This window comes from Mucilaginibacter sp. GW821-FHT07G05 (genome assembly GCF_059418565.1).
Map to the genome: position 1 here is coordinate 218,583 of NZ_JBWKQC010000001.1, position 19,033 is coordinate 237,615.

The window sequence follows — 19,033 nt, forward strand, 5'->3', positions numbered from 1 at the left end:
ATTTAATACAGCACTTGCAATAAAGAAATATAGCGCTAACTTAGCAGTACATCTGTTAAATTATAACCGCTTGCCTGTATGAAATTTCTTAAACTTAGCTTCCTGTTATTAATGGGCCTGAATTGCTCTGCCCAAACTGTAAATAACCAGTCACCGGTTGTTGATCATGTAAATACCATTATAGGCACGGCGTTTAAAGGGTTTAAGGAAGGGCTCGAAGGCGGCGGTACCATGCCCTTTGTAAACAGGCCTTACGCCATGACCAACTTTCTGGCTCAAACAGCCGAAAACAAAATGGGCATCATGTCGTACCTGTACGAGAATAAATCCGTTATCGGTTTCCTGGCATCGCATCAGCCAACCGTTTGGATGGGCGATTATGGCTACGTGTCGGTAATGCCGCAAATAGGCAAGTTGAGCGTACTGCCAAAAGATAGGGCACTCAATTTCAGTCACGATAATGAGGTTACCCGTCCGTATTACTACAAGGTAACTATGGATGCTAAAAATGGCCAAACCATTGATGCCGAAATAACCGCGGCCAGCAAATCGGGAATCTTTCGTTTTACATTTCCTAAAACAGATACGGCACGCATCATTCTACAAGGCATCAATCTAAACCCCGAACTGAACGACTGGGCAAACGATGTTGGCGCTCGCCTGAAAAGCCTCAAAGGGTACGTTAGCATAGATGCTATCAATAACGAAATAACAGGTTACAACCCCGACAGGCAATCAGCCCAATTGGGGCCCGAACTGCCTAACTTTAAAGGCTACTTTGTAGTTAAGTTCGATAAAAAGTTTAGTTCGTATGGCACATGGTCGGGTTCGGAAATATACCCGGGGCAAGTTGAGCAAACAGGCACTCGTATGGGCGCTTACTTTAACTTTGCCGGCGAAACTCAAATACAGGTTCGTATAGCTACTTCGTTCATCAGTATTGAGCAGGCCCGCAAAAACTTACAGCAGGAAATTCCCGACTGGAACTTTGAGCGTGTACAAAATGCTACCAAAGCCGTTTGGGAGAAGGAGTTAAGCCGCTTTACAGCCAAGGGAATGGATAAAGATCATAAAGCGATATTCTACACGGCTTTATACCATTGCATGCTTTTCCCGCGTGAGTTTTCGGAGGATGGACACTATTATAGTCCGTTTGACGATAAGATCCATGAGGGAACATCTTATACCGATTATTCTTTGTGGGATACCTTCAGGGCATTGCATCCATTGCTAACCATTATTCAACCTAAAAGGGTGAACGGCATGGTGAACAGCCTGGTACAAAATTACCAGGAAAACGGCTGGCTGCCCATGTGGCCAAATCCAACCGAAACCAATATTATGATAGGTACCCATGCCGATGCCGTAATTGCCGATGCTTATGTAAAAGGCTTCAGGGGTTATAATGTAAAGGCCGCTTATGATGCCGTTCGTAAAGATGCCTTTGTAGCACCGGAAGGAGATACCCTAAAAAAATGGGGCGACCGCGACTTGTGGACGAGCTACGAAGCACGCGGTGGTATAACTTACTATCATAAATTGGGCTATATTCCTGCCGACAAGGTGAAGGAATCGGTATCGCGCACTATTGAGTACAGCTTTGATGATTACTGCGTGGCGCAAATGGCTAAAGGGTTGAATAAGATGGCAGATTATAAGCAACTGATTGCCTGGAGTAAATATTATAAGAATCAATACAATCCTGCTACCGGTTTTATGGCACCTAAAAACTCGGCAGGTGAGTGGCTGGCCAATACCAACGAGGGCTTTACAGAGGGTACCAATTGGACCTATACCTTTGGCGCGTTGCACGATGTGCCGGGCATGATCGCTATGATGGGCGGGAAGGATAAGTTCAACAAAAAACTCTACGAAAACTTTAATGAAGGTCACTATCGCTCTGATAATGAGCCGGGGCATCATTACATCTACATGTATAACTATAGCGGCCAGCCGTGGAAAACACAGGCATTGGTACGTGAGCACACCTCGCAACAAAATTACCGCAACGCCGCCATCGGTATTAACGGTAATGACGATTGCGGACAAACATCTGCCTGGTACTTATTCAGTATAATGGGTTTTTACCCGGCAGTGCCAGCTTCGGGTGTTTATGCTTTGGGCGCGCCGCAATTTCCGGAGATCAGTATTAAGTTAGAGGACGGTAAAACATTTACGGTTAAAGCTGTTAATTTATCTGATGCCAATAAGTATGTAAAATACGTTACGCTGAATGGCAAACGCCTTACCTCGTTTGAGCTTAAACACGCCGATGTAATAAAGGGCGGAACGCTTGTTTTTTATATGGCCGCTACGCCTCAAAAAACCTTTTAAAGCAGGTTGCCGGTCAATGTAGTGGTAAGGTAAGTTTTAATGATATAACCTGGTGTTGCTATGGTTTTTAAGTGGAGAGATGCTTATATTTGATCAGGCAATTCTCCACTGCCTGTAAACCAATTATGAAACTCATCAGCAACATTGAAACATGGGGCGATAGTCATCACCCTAAGTTACTCGATTTTATTCGGATACTTTTAGGTATATTTTTAATGCTTAAAGGCGCGGCCTTTTTTCACAATATGCCCTTTCTGCGGGATATTATTGTTGAAACGCGCAGCATCAACGCCTCTGCCGATACGGTGGAGTATATGTTATACTACATCACCTTCGCGCACCTGGCGGGCGGTGCACTGATATTTTTAGGCCTTGTAACGCGCCTTGCCGCCCTGATACAACTACCGATAGTATTTGGCGCGGTGTTCTTTGTAAACGTGCTTAAATCAACCGTAAATTCCGAACTGTGGCTTTCTATAATCGTACTGGCGTTGCTGGTATTATTTATCCTCATTGGTTCGGGGCCGCTATCGCTCGACAGGGTTTTATCGATAGATAGAAATAAAGATGAGGCGGTTTAATGATGTTAGCGTTAAGATGATATATTTGTGTAAACCATATCTCTATGCGCTTACGTAACCTGCTCATTATCCCTGTAGTATTATCGGCGTGCAGCCGTCCTTCAAGCCAAAACGATCAACCCATATTAGGCACCTGGCGCTTAGTGACGGCCAAAAATATAACAAAGGGCGATACCTTAACCACTTTCCCGGTGGCAGGGCAGGAAATGATCAAGATGTTCAATAATGAGCGCTTCTCATTTTTTAAGCATGACCTGAAACAAGGTAAAGACACAGCCAACGCTAATTTTGAGGCGGGTAACGGCACTTACAAACTAACAGGACAGGAGTACAGCGAGCACCTGGAATATTGCAATTACCGTGAATGGGAAAACCACGATTTTAAGTTCACCGTTAGCATAAAAAACGATACTTTAATACAAAAAGGTATTGAACGAATTGACAGTCTGAATGTTAACCGAGAAATAGTGGAGACTTATGTTCGCTTAAAATAGCATCAGCTTTTTATCTTCTTTAACTCCTCGCTGTTAATAATTTTAATGGTGCTGCCTTTTTTGGTAATGAGGCCTTCGTTCTTAAAATCGGTAATAATTCGGCTTACGGTTTCTGAAGCCATACCGGCAATAGCGGCAAGGTCTTCACGCGATATCTTTATGGTGCCGTTATCTTCATTGCCCAGTTGCTTTAAAATGCGCAGCAATACATCGGCCATACGTTTACGTACCGAGTTGTAGGCCAACTGTAACAGTTGTTCTTCCTTTTCGCGAACATTGTTCGAGAGTATCCTGATGAACATATTGGCCAGCCCGGTATTCTTACTCAATAGGTAATCAATAATATCCTTCGGGATAATGCATATCGTACTATCTTCAATAGCTTCGGCCGTTTCGCTGTAAGGCTCGTTAAGTAACAGGGCCTGCATTCCTAAAAAATCATCCGGGTTATAAATACCCGTTACCAGTTCGCGCCCGTATTTGGTGATCTTTATAGTTTTAAGCCTGCCGCTAATTACAAGGTATAAGGCAGGGGCATTATCGCCCTCGTAATACAGCAGTTGTTTCTTTTTTACTGCCCTTATTTTACGTTCCGAAAACAGGTTGCGAATTTCAGTCAGCTCTTCTGTTTTGGAGATAAGTGTATTTAAGTTATCTAAACACTTGCTGTAAAACTCCTGCTGTTTTTCCTTTTTTATAAGTCGGCTTTCAATGGCGTTCAATAACTCATCCTCGTCAAAAGGTTTAGTAAGGTAATCGTCGGCACCCATTTCCATGGCGCGACGCATATCAATACGTTCGTTTTTGGCTGTAATAAAAATGAAAGGTGTGGTTGCAATATCAGGGTTCTGATTGAGGGTGTATAAAACGCCATAACCGTCGAGTTCTGGCATCATGATGTCGCACAATATTAAATCCGGCTTTTGAAATTGTGCCTGCTCAACCCCCTTGCGGCCGTTTTCGGCAAAAATTACATCGTAGCCTTCAAGCTCCAAAATTTTGCCCGTAGCTTCCCTTATATCAATACTATCTTCTATAATTAGTATGCAACCTTTCATTTAAATCAGGGAAATTGGCAGAAAATTATCAAGTTCGTAAATATTCTTCAATTATACTAATAAATTAATAAATGCACACAATTTCAATTTGTGACCATCGTCATATTTTAATCAAAGCTTTTTTGTAACATTTACGTTATCACGACCCCTGATAGCTATGAAAACTATTGTATACCTAACCGATGCAGATGAGATTGCATGTACCGTAGCCAAATACGCCCTCGCCACTGCGTACAAACTAAAAGCTAATTTATTATTATACAGTTCCATTTCAATAGACGAAAGATACCCCATTCCGGATGAACAAACGGATGAATACGTGGCTTGTAAAAAGTTAAAAAAAGCAAATATAGAGGTCGGGTTTACCATACTCCGCAGCCAGTTAGAGGTAGATCTTCAGCAGAATTATCCTGCTGATGGTTTTATCCCGGCAATTGATTATGCCTGCTGGGAGGGGAGCTTTACCGAGAGTGTTAGTGTGCTTAGTTATAATAAAGACATCCTGATGATGGTATTAGCAAATAATGAGCACGAAACGCTCTATGGATATGTTAGTGATGCTGATTTTCAGCAAACACTTGATGCTGCGAAATTGCCATTATTAATAGTACCCGAAAATAATCCCGCCAGCGGTTTTGATAAGATACTGTTCGCAACAGATGGCCGCTATAACGAGATTGATTATATACAATCGCTAACAGGCTTTGCCAAATATTTTGATGCCTCCATCATAGTGAGTGCTATTGGTGGCAAAAATAAGCTCACAAGCAATCAAAAAGCACTCAAACTGTTTATGAGCGATCTTGCTTTTAAGCTCAACTTTGGCCGGGCAAGTTATTACGAATTACCTGATAATGTAGATGCGCCTTTGGAGTGGCTTATTGATAACGAACAGGTAGATCTTATTGCGGTAGCCCACCGCAAAGGCATTTTTGCCGACAGGTTGCTGTCGTTAGGCATTAGTAAAGAAAAAGTATCCCAACTCAATATTCCTATGCTTGTTTATTCGGGCGATAAAGCATCAGTATTCAGCACGGTTAACCTGTAATACTTATTATATATACTGTAGTGTAAGGGGCTGTACAATTGCCGAAATTTATGTTGAATATTTAATCTGCATAAATTGTATAGTTTACAAATAAAGTGTTTAATTTGCTGAACCAACTAAACGTTTTAGCACATTGCATGAAAAAAACCTTACTCTTTATCTTATTTAGTTATTCTACCGTATTTGCCCAGGAACGTAAGGCACCTGCCTATCCCTTAGTCACTCACGATCCTTACTTCAGCATTTGGTCAACCACCGATAAGTTAAATGAAAGCACTACCCAGCACTGGACAGGAGCCAATCAATCGTTAAACGGTTTAGTAAGTGTAGATGGTAAAGTGTACAGCTTTTTAGGCAAGCCCGAAAAAGTTTTCAATACCATATTACCGGCCGCCGATGAAAAACCTTTGTCATTAAATTATACCGAAACCAAACCGGCCGATAATTGGACATCTGTTGATTTTGACGATGCCCAATGGAAAACAGAAGTAGGCCCGGCCGGCAGCGAATCGTCACAGGCAAAAACCCCTTGGAAAAAAGATGAGATATGGGTAAGGCGCGTATTTACCCTTAACCAGATCAACACCAATAAACTTTACCTTAAAATAAGACACGATGATAATGCCACTGTTTATTTAAACGGTAAAGAGATATATAACGTTAAAAAACTTGCAGGCAGCTTTGTATATATTCCTATTGATGCCGCTGTAAAGAAAGCGTTGCATAAAGGCAAAAACGTGTTAGCGATATACGCGGTAAATACAGGCGGCCCATCTTACCTTGGTGCCGGCCTGGTTGAAGAACCTAATGATAAGGACGCCGTGAAGTTTGTTGATGCCGTGCAGAAAGACTTTCAGGTTAACGCCACGCAAACCAGCTATCAGTTTACCTGCGGTAAAATTAACCTCGATGTTACTTTTACATCGCCATTGCTGATGAATGATCTTAATCTGCTTTCGAGGCCTGTTACCTATATATCTGCTAAGGTTAAATCTAACGATGGTGCAGCGCACCAGGTGAAACTTTACTTTGGTGCATCGGGCAATATCGCTACCCACCGCGATTTTCAGGAACTGGTGGCCGATAAGTATACAGCTAAAGGCTTATCCATATTAAAGGCCGGTACTGTAGAGCAGCCATTGCTTAAACGCACAGGCGATGATGTGCGCATTGACTGGGGGTATATGTATGTAGCCGTGCCCGCGCAATACAATAGCATACAAAGTATCACCACCTCGGCAGATGCTTTAAAAACCTTAGTAGCTAAGCCAAGAAAAAATACAGCGCACGTTACAGGCGAAAAATTGATATTGAATACTGTTATACCGATGGGCGCAATTGGCAGCGTGGCTAAAGAGCAGTTTATATTGTTAGGGTATGACGATTTGTACGCAGTACAATACTTTAAACAAAACCTGCGCCCATGGTGGAACAACAGCGGAAAAGAAACGATAGAAAACCAATTGGCACTTGCTGCCAAAGAATATAAACAAGTAACGCAAAAGTGCGTAACGTTTGATAAACAACTTTACGCCGACGCGGTGAAGAGTGGGGGAGATGTATACGCTAAACTTTGTGTACTGGCTTATCGCCAGGCCATATCAGCGCATAAATTGGTGAAGAGCCCGGAAGGGGAAATCCTCTTCCTGTCGAAAGAAAATTTTAGTAATGGCTCAATAGGCACGGTTGATGTAACTTATCCGTCGGCTCCGTTGTTTTTGGTGTATAACCCGGATCTGTTAAAAGGTATGATGAACGGCATTTTCTATTTCAGCGAAAGCGGTAAATGGAATAAGCCCTATTCATCACATGATTTAGGTACATACCCGGTAGCGAACGGACAAACCTATGGCGAAGACATGCCTATTGAAGAATCGGGTAATATGCTGATACTCGCGGCAGCCATTGCCAAGGCCGAGGGTAACGCCGATTATGCCAAAAAGCATTGGAAAACTATAAGTATCTGGGCCGAGTATTTGAGCAAGAACGGGCTCGATCCGGCTAATCAATTATCAACCGACGATTTCGCGGGCCATTTGGCACGCAATGCCAACCTTTCGGTAAAAGCCATAGTGGCATTAGGTGGATACGGCATGATGGCTGGTATGCTTGGTGAAAAGGCCACAGCAGATAAATATACCGCCATGGCTAAGGATATGGCCAAACAATGGATGGTATTGGCTGATGCCGGCGACCATTATGCCTTAACGTTTGATAACAAAGACACCTGGAGCCAAAAATATAACATGGTTTGGGATAAAGTGCTTGGCCTTGGCTTATTCCCGCAGGAAGTGTATGATAAAGAGGTGAAATACTACCTTACTAAACAAACACAGTATGGCATACCACTGGATAGCCGTAAAACATATACCAAGTCTGATTGGATACTGTGGTCGGCAACGCTGGCCACCAACATTGATGCCTTTAAAGCTTTGATAAAACCTGTGTATACATACGCGCTGGAAACCCATGACAGGGTGCCTATGAGCGACTGGCACGAAACCAAAGATGCCCACAGAATGAACTTCACTGCACGTAGTGTTGTAGGTGGTTTTTACATCAAAATGCTTGAGCAAAAACTGAAGAAATAATACCCGTTTTACATAAAAATAATACCTATTATAATAGGTGTATAATAAAGGCCCTGATACAATTGAACTTTCAAATTGTTTCAGGGCCTTTTTGCGCCGATAAAGATGGTCTTTGTTACCATATTTTCATCTCAGTATTTCCGCAGTTTAGCAAGCATAAACCATGATTTATTATGCTTCTTAAACAAGCAATAATTCAATGTCAAACATTCAAGTTGTATTGACAACTTTTTAAGATGCTGCTTATTTGAAAATACGTTTTATCTGCTGTGCACAACTGATTTAGCCCAGCTATGCACTTTTAATAAGATTGTTATATTAATGACGAAGGCCTTTGGATTTTAGAGGTGAAATATAGTGGTTAAACAATCAAAATATACATAATAATGATACCTGTTTACCGTGTAAAAAACGGCGCTTCGCTGCTAAATTGTTTAAGTGGTTTTGATGGATAATTTGGGCAGAACTGTAAAACCTACATTTTAGTATATCAAAATTGATACATAAGGGTAAAAAACATGCTACAATTAGCCAAAATTAGCTTGCTAAAACCTTTAATTTTGGTATTTGTAATTGAAATATTACTATTTAATGACATGATTTTTTGCAAAGTTTAATGGTTGAAATAGGGTATTATAATGAATATTTTAAATTTTTTAAGCCCAATAAATAAATTTTGATAAATCAATTTTGTTAATATATATTTGTTAAAACCGATTATAGAATATCATAATCAATTGAATTGTTTGACGGATTAGTGAGCAGTTTTTTATTGATGACAATTTCCTTTTTTAATATAAACTTAAATGATAGAGTATGACTAAACTTTTTACATTACACCACTTCTTCTGGACATCCCACAATCGCATAAATAGCTTGCTGTTTTCGTGATGTTATAATCTTCTCAACAATTTTTTTTTATCTAATCAATTTAAAGATCGATTAATTATGCGATACTTATGGCTGTGCTTTATAGTTTTCACTGTAATTATAAATGCATCTACTGGCTTAGCTAAGGGTAATGAGGTAGGGGGAAGCAGAACAGAATTTTCAACCTTTGTTCACAAACCTAAATCCAAATCGTCTCTCCGTAAAGACACCACGGTAAAAGACACCTTACTAAAAGAAAATGCTAATGCTGTAAAAAAGAAAACTGTTTATAACAGTTTAACCGACAGCGTTTCAAAAAAACCTACTGACCTTTATTTATTCCCTGCTGTATCATTGCAGCAACTTATTAAAGGCTCATATGCAGGTTTGTATGTTCAGGAGCCGTCAGGCGAACCTGGTAGTGTACAAAATATGTTTATTCGCGGCGCTCCTATGCCGTTACTGTCAAAAAAGGATGTTTATCAATCACAGCCTCTTGTGATTTTGGATGGTGTGCCGCTTATTGGTGAACACCCATTCGCGTTTGATATACAGCAATACGATTATAACCGCATTGGTACTGCAACAAACCCTTTAGCAAATATTGATATGGACAACATTGGTTCAATTCAAGTATTAAAGGATGTTGCAGCAACTGCTATTTATGGTCCGCGTGCCGTAAACGGTGTTATTATATTAACCAGCAGAACACCTGATGTTGCACGTAGCATTACTTTCAACTCATACATCGGTATGGTTCAAAGGCCAAGCGTTACAACTATCAACGGTAAATACGAAAATGCTTTCAGACAAAGATTTTATGATTTGTATACCACTAACGGCAGGTATTCAGATGATGAGAATTATCCGATTTATCTGAGCGATTCGCTTAACACGGTTTACAGCGGTAAATCTGACTGGACCGATCTTTATTACCGTAATGCCATGATCTATGGTATCAACTTCGGTATCACCGGTGGTTCTGACCGTGCTAACTTCCGTTTCTCTTTAGGTAACATGAAAAACCAGGGTGTGGCTGATGATACCGGTTTAGACAGGTATAGCGCAATGTTCGGTATCAACATGAAACCTTTGAAATGGTTATTGTTCTCGGCAATGGTTAACGCCAACAGAATTGAGCGCAACAGGAATAGAAACCTGCGTGATCGTTTTGCGCAAATTAACTATTTTCCGGATTTGAGCGCTCCGCTTGCTCCTAATAAAGATTATTATATCAATTACCTTGATCAGTTCAAGAAAGGTTTTGACGATAACAAATCGAACATTATTGAAGGCTACGCCAGAATAGGTATCGAGTTGGGTAACTTTAATTACAGCAGCACATTCTCTGTTGATTATAATGAAGGCTACCGCGATATTTTTTACGCACGTACTTTGTTGCAAGGCAATAGTTATGCTTCAAACTACTATGGTTTTAACCAGCGTTTGAATTTCGAAAACAAGGCTACTTATGATCTTACACTAAATAACATACACGAGTTTCACTTTACCGTAGGGCAAGCACTGCAATGGGATACTTATAAATATAGCAATGCTTACGCTTATAAAGGTGCAAATGACTATATTAAGATCAACTTGTTAGATTCTGACCCTAACAGCGGTGGTTATTTAACACCTGTTGCATTCCCTCGTGAGTTAACCTACCGTTTCCTTGATAAAACAGGCGATAACCTTGTTTCATTTTATGGTAAGGCTGATTATACTTTCAATAGCAAGTACTCTTTCACCGGTACTTTACGTGCCGATGGTTCATCAAACGCGCAACCTACCGACAGATGGTTCTATTCACCAACAGTTGGCTTTGGCTGGAGTGTTAAAAATGAGTTCTTGAAAAAGAGCGAAACAGTAACTGACCTGGTATTCCGTATCAGCGCAGGTCGTATCGGCCGCCTCAACGTGTATGACAATTATGCACAAGGCCCGCAATACACCGCGTCAGTTGGCTATACAGGTAACTTAACGGTACCCGGTTATAACGCGTTCGGTGTTTTAACCAGGCCATACTCTGCCGGCTGGGTAGGTTATGGTATTCCGTGGGCTTACTCAAACCAGCTTAACATTGGTTTTGATGGTGGTTTATTTAACAACCGTCTGCAATTCTCTGTTGACCTGTACTCTAAAACCGATAAAGATCAATTGTTAGCTATCCCATCATTTGCTGAATATGGTTACAAGCAATCAATTGAAAGCGGTATGGCTGTAAACAACAGGGGTATTGATGTTACCATCAAAGCAGATGTATTAAAGAGGAAAGATTTCTCATGGTCATCTGCGATAAACCTTAACCACAACAGCAACAAACTAAAGGCTTTGCCAAGAGGACTTGACGAGATTATTATCGGTAACAGGTTCCTGAAAGTAGGCCAGCCGGTTGACCAGTACTGGCTTTTAACTAATGATGGCATTTATAACGCTAACAGCGAAATTCCTGTAGTTAACGGACAGCCACTGAAATATAACGGTACCCCTTTACAGGCCGGTGATCCTCGCTGGAGAGATTTGAATGGCGATAATGTTATCGATAATAATGATAAAACATTACAAGGTCATTCTTTGCCAACATTGTCTGGCGGTTTGGATAATAACTTCAAATACAAACAATGGAGTCTGAATACGAACCTGTATTTCAATTTAGGCAGAAAGCTGATTAACCAGGAAATGGCCAGTAGGTTTGACTTTATTAACCGTGAAGGTAACGCGGATGCCAGCTCAGTAAAAGAGATCACCTTTTGGGAAAAACGCGGCGATTATACCAAATATCCGCTATACAATCCATGGAGCACCGTTATACCTTACCGTGTAGATCAGGATCTTTTCCTGGAAAATGCTTCATTCCTGAAATTACGTTCAGTTTCATTAGGCTATGACCTTAGCGATTTCTTAAAGAAAAAGAAAATTGGCATTAAAAGGTTATTTATTTACGGTAGCGCAAATAATGTATTTACTATCAGCCCTTATACCGGTCAGGATCCTGAACTGGTGAGTTATGATGGTTATGATACAGGCTATGGCCAGCCTTTGCCAAGAACATACACATTCGGTGTTAAAATGGAATTATGATATGAAAAGTAATTACAAAAATATCCTGAATATAACGATGAAAAAGATACTATATATAACCCTGATGTCGCTGGTAGTTTTTACCGGTTGCAATAAGGTGCTTGATAAAGAGTCGGTGAGGGTAGTGGCTGAGCCTAATATGTGGAACACCGTAGAAGATGCCCGCGCAGGTATTATGGGTGTTTACGCGCTTACCCGTGCAGCACTTTCAGATAATAACAGCCACTGGATATACGGTGATGTGCGTACCGGTGAGTTTATGAGCCCAAACAGACAAGATCTGAAAGCTGTACGCACTAATACACTAAATGCATCATACCCTGTAGTTGAAGCACTATCTGACTGGACAAGGTATTACGCCGTTGTTAATGGTGCAAATATTTTTCTTGAGCGTATTGCCGAGGTTAGAGCAAAAGACAAACGCTATACTGAAAATAACATGACTGTGGATATTGCACAGGTACGTTTTTTAAGAGCGTTTACTTATTTCTACATGGTACGTATATGGGGTGATGTGCCATTTATAACCGCTTCGCACGATGGGCAATTTGAAGATAAACCACGTGAGGACAGGAACAAAATACTTACATGGGCTGAGCAGGAAATGCTAAAAGCCGCAGCTGATTTGCCTTTTGCCTACAGTAGTAATGATATTCAACAACAAGGCGACTATTATAATGAAAGTAATGGCAGATGGGGTGGTGCATTGGCTACAAAAAATACAGCCTATGCAGTATTAGCCCATTTAGCAGCATGGCAGGGTGATTATTCGAACGTGGCTACCTATGCAAAGTTTGTAGAAGATAATTATGGCAGAAGCGGTGGTGGTTATACAGGTACCGCTGACCTTACCAACTCAAATGGTTTCTTCTTCAATAAAAACACTCGTCAAATGTTTGGCTTTAACTCAGATTGGGGCCATATCGATGGTTCGGTAACCGGTCACCTTGAGGAGCTTACATTGGCAGAGCCGCTTACAACCAAAAAAGTTCCGGATATCTTTATGCCTAAAGATACCATATTGAAAATATTCGATCAGGTTAATGACGAACGCTTTAGTATAGATACTTTGGGCCAGGCCCGCTTTGAGCGCTATTTTACAAACTTTAATGGTAAGTATCCTATTTTCAGTAAGTTGAAAGTAATACAAGGGGGCACTAATGACCCTAACTTCAGGTATTTTACCAGCGCGCTCATTTTTACCAGGCTTGAAGATATAGTACTGCTTCGCGCAGAGGCATTGGCTGTATTAGGTGACCAAAATGGTGCATTGAATGAATTGGTAAATGTAATGTCCAGAAGAGGCATAACCACAATTAATATAGGCGATAAGGAATTGGTAGATGTGATATTTGAAGAACGTCATCGCGAATTATTGGGCGAAGGGCAAAGGTGGTATGATATAATACGCTATAATAAAATCAAGCAAAATAACCCGGGTTTCCTTAATCTGATAAATTCAGGTGGTATTTACTGGCCGGTGTCGCGTAAGCTCCTTACACAAAATAAATTGCTAACCCAAAATCCTTATTGGAAATAAACCAAGCATATATATGAAAATGAGAACACGATATATGAGAACTTTAAAACTATTATTGGTTTTATCGGTGATGGTATCTGCCTGTAAGAAGGATGGCGGGTATTTCAATTCTACTGATGGTGATAGGAAATTTAACGGTACAACATTACAGTATTTGCAAAGTAAACCGGGGGTTTATGATTCATTACTTTCTGTTGTAAAGAGAATGAACCTGGAAGAAACACTTGCAGATAGTAACGTTACACTTTTTGCAGTTACCAATCCAAGCTTTCAGTTAGCGCTTACCAACTTAAACACTTTAAGACGCCAGTCAGATAAAGATCCTTTGTTTCTATCAAACATTGATGGAATACACTTGGATACAATGGCATCTTATTACATAATAAGAGGTAAAAAAACATCAGATTCATTGGTATTGCAAGATGGTTTGGATCTGTCGAGCGTTAGGTATGCTTACCCAATGCACGCTAAAGTTACCAGGGCATCAGCTTCGGGTTATACTGATGGCGGCCCAGAGGTTATCGAATTCAGCAACACTAAAAAAAGTAAGTTTATTCGTTTCTGGTCAACCACAACAACTGGTTCAAACAATATTCAAACTAATAATGGTATAGTTCACGTAGTGAGCCCCGATCACATCTTTGGTTTCGATGAGTTTGTGAAACGTTTAACATTCGTTCCGCCACCACCAAATTTAATCACATTAATAGGTGGTAAACTTAAAGTATTGCGTGATAACCCCGCTGGTGCTGACAATGGTGAGGGATCTAAGAAAGTTATTGACGGTGATGATCATACTAAATTCCTTGCCGAGTTACAAGGCCGTTTATGGATACAGTTTGAGTTAAATACCCCTGAAGTATCAGGTGTTTATACTCTTACATCAGCAAATGATGCCCCTGAGCGTGACCCGAGAGCGTGGACTTACGAAGGTTCACAAGATGGTGTTGATTGGACAGAGCTTGACAGAAGAAGTAATTTCTTTTTTGAAGAAAGGTACCAAACCAAAGTATTCAGATGTCCTAACACCACAGCGTACAAATTTTATCGTATAGATATAACAGAGTTAAGAAACGGCGGACTTTTCCAACTGGCTGAGTGGAGTATTAATAAAGCTAAATAAGCAATGGAATATCAAAAAATTAAAACAATTCGAAATATGCGAACATATTTTAAAAAAGAGTTTATCTGTCTCTTGTTTGCTATAGTTGCTATAAGTAGCGGCTGTAAAAAGATATTCAATTTACCTGACGAAAAGGATTACTTAAGTTCAAATGTTAACTTCAATAATAAAATTCTTGAACCGATAATAGGGCGTGCTAACCTAATGGGAGGGTTTAACGGTGATAACTCAACATCACCTATTACTTTCGAAATTATAAATGCACGTTATGGTGATGGTCGTCCGGTTACTGATATTTTCACTAAACAGCAAACTTATGTGTGGACGGCTGCTTATACAGGTTTGGAAACAAGTATTGCTGAAATTGAAGCGAAAAGAAAACTTGAAGAGCATTCTATTTTTGAAATAAGATCGTCAGGAGAATTCATTTTGTGGCCATCGGCAACTAATGAACTGTTAACGCCAAGGCCTACAGATAGTACTAACTTTCCTCAGGATACGCGCTTTTTTGATGTGAAAATCACCAATACAGGCGGTAGCACAGTTATTCGCGATCTGCAATTACGCCCTTACAGGGAGCGCCCTTACGAACCATCAAATGATTTCAATGCTTTTACCGGTGGTATAGCTCCTGATCCTAAAGCGCCTAATAATAAGAACGGACGTGATTATATAAGGCCATTTCTTAACAACGTAATAGGTGAGGTTACCGATAGGGCCCTTGTAAGTAATGATGATAGAAAAGATGTGGTGGTGTATATACGCCCTTTTACAGGCGGTACGGGCAATTCATTACGTTTCAAATTTCTCGATAAAGATTCTGTAGCTATAAACCCATCACGGTTTGGCGAAACACGATGGGATAAAATTGTGCATGGTTTTAATATACAACAAACAGATGAATATGTGCAGTATGATGTAGCTTACCCTATTCCCCTTGTTGAAATATCAACAGTTTATGCACCCGGTGGTTCAAGGGACCACGCCGAGTTCAGGTATTCGAGGATAGGGTTTGGTGGGCTTAGGTCAACATCAACGTTCGGGATAGATTTTGCCATATACAAAAAGGGCGACTGGGAAATTGTATTCCATTTTAAAACAGACAATCCAAAATTCAAGGACGAATAAGAGACTATTAAAGCCAACACAATGAGAAGACATATACTATATTATGCAATGCTTATTGTTTGCATGATCTGCTGCACAGATCTGTATTCGCAAGCACAAAACGTCACTGTTACCGGTTCTGTTATTGATAAAGCAACAAATACAGAGTTTCCGGGCGTAACGGTAGTGATGGAAAAGCCATACAAGGCACTAACCCAAACAGATGCAAAGGGTAAATTTACGGTTACTGCACCGGTAAATTCAACACTTGTATTCACGTTTATCGGTTATGTTTCGCAAAAGGTAAAGGTTGAAGCCAACATGAAGCCACAAACCATCTTTTTATCAGAAGATAGAAAGGCATTGGAGGAGGTTGTTATTGTAGCCTATCAAAACAGGCAAAAAGAAACAACAACAGGTTCGGCTGTTACTATCAGAAGTAAAGATATTCAGGATATTCCGGTATCAAACGTGGAGCAATTACTACAAGGTAAGGTTGCGGGTTTGAATATTCAAAACAACACGGGTGCTCCGGGTTTCAGGGGATCGGTTCAAATACGTGGTTTATCAACCTTAAGTATTACAGGTAGTGGTAACGAGTCATTTCTGCAACCAACTTCACCATTATATATTATTGATGGTGTACCACTGGATGCTGATAAGGCCGCAGAGTTTGGTTTTCAAACCCAAGGTCCGGGCGTTAGTCCGCTATCACTTATACCGCAGGAGGATATTGAAAGTATACAAGTATTAAAAGATGCCCAGGCAACTTCAATGTACGGTTCACGCGGTGCGTATGGTGTAATTATCATCACCACCAAACGTGGTAACTCAAAAGTGCCAAGGGTGAGATATACAGGTAACTACTTTGTTGATCAACCACCAAAATTACGTGAAACATTGGGCGGTAACTCTGAACGCAGAGCTAAAATTTCGCAGATATTGTATAATGCAACAAATATTGATGAGATCAGGAGAATAGGTTTAACATCTTTCCTGTCAGATAGTTTGAATGCTTATTACAATAACTCTACCAACTGGCAAGATGTATTTTTTGCAACTACATACAATCAAAGCCATAACGTTGGTATGGATGGTGGTGATCCTAAATTCAACTATAAAGCCAACGTTGGATATTTCTCTCAAAAAGGGGTTATCAAAAACACAGGCTTTGACAGGTATAGCTTAAACATGAACATGCAGGTTAGGCCAAATGATAAATTTGAGTTTAACGGGTTCTTGTTCGGTTCGGTAGGTAGCCAGGCAAAAGGCGATGGTTTAGGTATATTACAGTCGGGCGTTGCCACAAGTGGTCAGGCATCTTCATTATTGCCTCCTCCATCATTTTATCAGGCTTCAACAGGTGTGTTATCAGCCTTACGTACCGATAACAGCAACAGCACCCGTAACTTAAGAACTAACGTTAGTGGTCGTTACGAATTTATCGCTGGTTTAGCTATTTCTTCGAGTATCAGCTATGACTACACGTCTAATGCCGAATCAACATTTACACCGGCTGCCGCTAACGGCCAGTTTGCAAGAGTTTATGATTATGAAGGCCGCGATTACACATTGTACAATCGTAACGCTATAACATATGCTAAAACATTTGGTACCGATCATAACATTTTCGTTAACACGTTTAACGAAATTTATAAACAAGGCGCTCAGGCAGGCATTATTCGCCAGGAAAGAACACCTAACGATCAGCTGCAAGGCCCTATAGGTTATGACTCTTACTACTCAAGAGGTGGTGGTGTATTATCAACTTACAGAAATGCCACAATTGCTTCGTTTGCAGGTTCATTCTCATACGACTTTAAGAAGAAATATGTTGCTGAGTTATCTTATCGTTTAGATGGTACTTCATCAAATGGTTTAGAAAACCCATACTCTAAAAACCCTTCGGTAGGTTTACGTTGGAACTATAGTAAAGAAGATTGGTTTAAAGATGCGCAATGGTTATCATACGGTGGTTTGAGGTTAACATGGGGTCAAAACATTAACCCATCAGGTAACCTACAGAGTATTTATGGTATCTATAACTTAAACGGTAACTTCAATAACAACCCAACTATAGGTATCAATTACGATATTATACCTAACCCTTTCCTGAAACCTACTACAACCACCCAGTGGAACTTAGGTTTTGATATGGGCTTATGGCAAAGTAAAATCGAGGTTAACTTCGATACTTATTACAAAAAGGTTGATAACATATTGTTTGATAGAGGATTATCTAACATTACCGGTTTTGGTAAATTAGTTAGTAATGGTGTTGCACTTGCCAACTACGGTTACGAGTTAATGGTTACAGCGAGGCCGGTACAAACTAAAGATATCACCTGGAGCATTTCAGTTAACGGTGCTATCAACCGAGATATACTATTGAAATTACCTGCCGAATACAACGGGCAATACATACGTTTTGAAAATGGTAATTACAGACAGCACAATGTGTATCGTGTAGGTACCAACACGCTATCAAATTACCTGCGTATTAATGAAGGTGTGTATTCAAGAGATACCGATGTGCCGGTTGATCCGCTTACAGGTAAAAAATATCAAACCAATGGTAACTTCTTCCAGGGAGGTGACCCTAAGTTTAAAGATGTTAATGGTGATTATATACTTGATGACAGGGATTACGAAATTACAGGAAATTCACAGCCATTACTTACAGGTGGTTTTTCAACCAACTTTGTATATAAAAGCATTGGCTTAAACATCTACGGTACATTTACAGCGAACAGGACAATTTTAAATAATGCCCTTGCCGACCGTATGGCTATCATGAGCGATCCTTATGCTTTAAGAGCTGTTGTGCCATTGGGTAATTACAATATCTGGAGCCAGCCGGGTGATCAGGCAATGTATCCAAACTTGTATGATTATTCAAGATATGGTGCCATACAACCACTTAGGCCAGATCAAACCCTATGGCAGGAAGAAGGTACTTATTTCAAGATCAGTAACGTAACACTGTCATATACCTTTAACCGTAATTTTGTAAAGAGGTTTGGTTTTAATAACGTAAGGGTTTACGGATCAACTAATAACCTTATTACATTCTCTGGTTATTCAGGCCCTAACCCTGAAAACGTAACTACGCTTGGCCGTGATATTTCTAACGGATACCCTGTGCCGCGTACTTACAACTTTGGTTTAAACTTAGAACTTAATACAGGTAAATAAAGCAGAGGATC

11 protein-coding genes are annotated in these 19,033 nt (G+C 40.3%); 10 read left to right on the forward strand and 1 reads right to left on the reverse strand.

All coding sequences use genetic code 11. From position 1 onward, the window contains the following. The first annotated feature begins 78 nt into the window (after positions 1–78). From AC07NA_RS00875 to AC07NA_RS00885, 3 genes are all read left to right on the forward strand, one after another. Positions 79–2,334, forward strand: coding sequence for a GH92 family glycosyl hydrolase (locus tag AC07NA_RS00875; protein ID WP_494894853.1), 2,256 nt, complete (start codon positions 79–81; stop codon positions 2,332–2,334). A gap of 125 nt (positions 2,335–2,459) precedes the next feature. Next, the gene (locus AC07NA_RS00880) at positions 2,460–2,915 is read left to right on the forward strand and encodes a DoxX family protein (RefSeq protein WP_345208919.1); all 456 of its coding nucleotides are present in this window, start codon (positions 2,460–2,462) and stop codon (positions 2,913–2,915) included. Between the two features lie 44 nt (positions 2,916–2,959). Next, a complete protein-coding gene (locus AC07NA_RS00885) occupies positions 2,960–3,409 on the forward strand; it encodes a hypothetical protein (protein WP_494894855.1) in 450 nt (149 codons plus the stop codon). A 2-nt stretch (positions 3,410–3,411) separates the two neighbouring features. Here the strand turns inward: AC07NA_RS00885 and AC07NA_RS00890 are convergent, their stop codons facing one another. Continuing rightward, on the reverse strand, positions 3,412–4,467 hold the full coding sequence (locus AC07NA_RS00890) for a response regulator (protein ID WP_494894857.1): 1,056 nt from the start codon (positions 4,465–4,467) through the stop codon (positions 3,412–3,414). 157 nt (positions 4,468–4,624) lie between these two features. Between AC07NA_RS00890 and AC07NA_RS00895 the strand changes: the two genes are divergently transcribed. The 7 genes from AC07NA_RS00895 to AC07NA_RS00925 all read left to right on the forward strand — a co-directional run bounded on the left by AC07NA_RS00895 (position 4,625) and on the right by AC07NA_RS00925 (position 19,022). Continuing rightward, positions 4,625–5,515, forward strand: coding sequence for a hypothetical protein (locus AC07NA_RS00895; RefSeq protein ID WP_494894859.1), 891 nt, complete (start codon positions 4,625–4,627; stop codon positions 5,513–5,515). A 137-nt stretch (positions 5,516–5,652) separates the two neighbouring features. Beyond that, positions 5,653–8,106, forward strand: a complete 2,454-nt coding sequence (locus AC07NA_RS00900; protein WP_494894860.1) for a glutaminase family protein — start codon at positions 5,653–5,655, stop codon at positions 8,104–8,106. A gap of 948 nt (positions 8,107–9,054) precedes the next feature. Then, positions 9,055–12,057: a SusC/RagA family TonB-linked outer membrane protein gene (locus AC07NA_RS00905; RefSeq protein WP_494894862.1), complete on the forward strand. Its 3,003-nt coding sequence runs from the start codon at positions 9,055–9,057 to the stop codon at positions 12,055–12,057. 37 nt (positions 12,058–12,094) lie between these two features. Beyond that, positions 12,095–13,597: a RagB/SusD family nutrient uptake outer membrane protein gene (locus tag AC07NA_RS00910; protein WP_494894863.1), complete on the forward strand. Its 1,503-nt coding sequence runs from the start codon at positions 12,095–12,097 to the stop codon at positions 13,595–13,597. Between the two features lie 13 nt (positions 13,598–13,610). Beyond that, positions 13,611–14,720, forward strand: a complete 1,110-nt coding sequence (locus AC07NA_RS00915) for a discoidin domain-containing protein (protein WP_494894864.1) — start codon at positions 13,611–13,613, stop codon at positions 14,718–14,720. Between the two features lie 36 nt (positions 14,721–14,756). Next, the gene (locus AC07NA_RS00920; protein ID WP_494894866.1) at positions 14,757–15,848 is read left to right on the forward strand and encodes a DUF5007 domain-containing protein; all 1,092 of its coding nucleotides are present in this window, start codon (positions 14,757–14,759) and stop codon (positions 15,846–15,848) included. Positions 15,849–15,869: 21 nt separating this feature from the next. Beyond that, positions 15,870–19,022 (forward strand): SusC/RagA family TonB-linked outer membrane protein, encoded by a 3,153-nt coding sequence (locus tag AC07NA_RS00925; protein WP_494894867.1) that lies wholly within the window; start codon positions 15,870–15,872, stop codon positions 19,020–19,022. Positions 19,023–19,033 lie beyond the last annotated feature (11 nt).